We start from the raw sequence: 1,817 nt of genomic DNA, 5'->3' as shown, positions 1-1,817 counted from the left end.
AGCTCGTCGAGCGCACCGCGGCGACGAAAAGCAATGCCGCGGGCACGCAGCGCGACGGCAATATCGGCCTGACCCCGCCGACCACCGGTCCGCTGTCGCTGTTCAACCCGAGCGACGTCGCGATGGGGGGAAGCCAGCAGTTCAAGGGCAAGGGCGACGCATCGCAGTCGAACGCGCTGTCGGGCGAAGTCAGCGTGACGGTCGCCGCCGTCTATCCGAATGGCACGATGCTGGTGAAGGGCGAGAAACTGCTGACGCTCAACCGTGGCGACGAGCGCGTCCAGATCTCCGGCATCGTCCGCGCGATCGACATCAGCCCCGAAAACCGCATCCTGTCGACGCGCGTCGCCAATGCGAACATCCGCTACGTCGGCAAGGGCGAGATCGCCCGCGCGAGCCAGCAAGGCTGGCTGCAGCGCTTCTTCTCGATCATCAGCCCCTTCTAATCAGAGGAATTCACCGTGACCCAGCGTCCGACCCTGCTCACCCTTCTTGCGCTCCTGATCGCGAGCTTCGCCTTCGCGGCGCCCGCGCACGCCGAGCGCATCAAGGACATGGGCCAGTTTCAGGGCCTGCGCGCCAACCAGCTGACGGGGTACGGCCTCGTCGTCGGCCTCGCTGGTACCGGCGACGACAGCCTCGATTATTCGACGCTGGGCATGAAGGGCGCGGTGTCGCGCTTTGGTCTGACGCTGCCGCCGGGCGTGAACCCGGCACTCAAAAATGCCGCGGCGGTGATGATCACCGCCGAACTGCCGCCCTTTGCCAAGCCCGGGCAGCGTCTTGACGTCACCGTGTCGGCGATCGGCAAGGCGAAGAGCCTGCGCGGCGGCACGCTCGTGCTCGCGCCACTCTATGGCGCCGACGGCCAGATCTATGCGATGGTGCAAGGCAATCTCGTCATCGGCGGGCTCGGGGTCGATGCCGCCGACGGGTCGAAGCTGACGGTCAATGTGCCGTCGAGCGGACGCATCGCCGGCGGCGCGACCGTCGAGCGTGCGGTCGACACCGGCTTCGCCACAGCGAGCTACCTGACCTTCAACCTCCACCAGTTCGATGCGACCAACGCCAAACGCGTCACCGATGCGATCAACGCCGCGATTCCCGGCACCGCATCGATGATCGACGGCGCGAGCGTCGCGATCCGCACCGCGGGCAGCGGCGACGAGCGTATGCGGCTGATGTCGCGGATCGAGAATCTCGGCGTCGAGCGCTCCGAGCCGCCGGCGAAGGTCATCGTCAACGCGCGTACCGGGACGGTCGTGATCAACGGTGCCGTCCGTGTCGGCACGGCGGCGGTCAGCCACGGCAAGCTCACCGTGTCGATCAAGGAATCGCCGATGGTCGTCCAGCCTGCGCCGTTCAGCCGCGGCCAGACCGCGATCGAACCGTCGAGCGAAATTTCGGTGGAGCAGGATTATCGCCCCGCCTTCCTCCTGAAACCCAATGCCTCGCTCTCCGCGCTGGTCGATTCGATCAACCGGCTGGGCGTCCCTCCCGGCGACCTTGTCGCCATCCTCGAGGCGCTGAGCCAGGCCGGCGCGCTCACTGCGGAACTGGTGATCATATGACGAGCCCCATTTCTTCGATCGGTGCGACCCCGACGCCCGCCGCTGCGGGTGGCGGTGACGGCGGCCTCCGCAAGGCGGCCGAGGCGTTCGAGGCCGTGATCCTGCGCCAGCTGATGGCGTCGATGCGGCAGGCGAAGCTCGGTGACGACATCTTCGGATCGAGCGCGACCGACAATTTCCGTGAAATGGCTGACGCGCGCACCGCCGACAGCCTTGCCGCGATGCGCCAGTTCGGCATCGCCGACA

The 1,817-nt window shown here is 67.1% G+C and carries 3 protein-coding genes; all 3 read left to right on the top strand.

Going from position 1 to position 1,817, the window contains the following annotated elements; all coding sequences use genetic code 11:
• A partial coding sequence (locus JHC57_RS22340) for a flagellar basal body L-ring protein FlgH (protein WP_294032749.1) occupies positions 1 to 446 on the top strand: 446 nt, incomplete at its 5' end.
• Positions 447 to 479: 33 nt separating this feature from the next.
• Positions 480 to 1,571: a flagellar basal body P-ring protein FlgI gene (locus tag JHC57_RS22335; protein ID WP_294032750.1), complete on the top strand. Its 1,092-nt coding sequence runs from the start codon at positions 480 to 482 to the stop codon at positions 1,569 to 1,571.
• Positions 1,568 to 1,817 (top strand): rod-binding protein (locus tag JHC57_RS22330; protein ID WP_294032748.1); only part of this gene is annotated, 250 nt, incomplete at its 3' end. The genes JHC57_RS22335 and JHC57_RS22330, both read left to right, overlap by 4 nt.

Source organism: Sphingopyxis sp. (genome assembly GCF_016463645.1).
Lineage (GTDB): Bacteria > Pseudomonadota > Alphaproteobacteria > Sphingomonadales > Sphingomonadaceae > Sphingopyxis.
The sequence above is the reverse complement of the archived record's forward strand: the minus strand, read 5'-3'. Positions and strand labels throughout refer to the sequence as shown.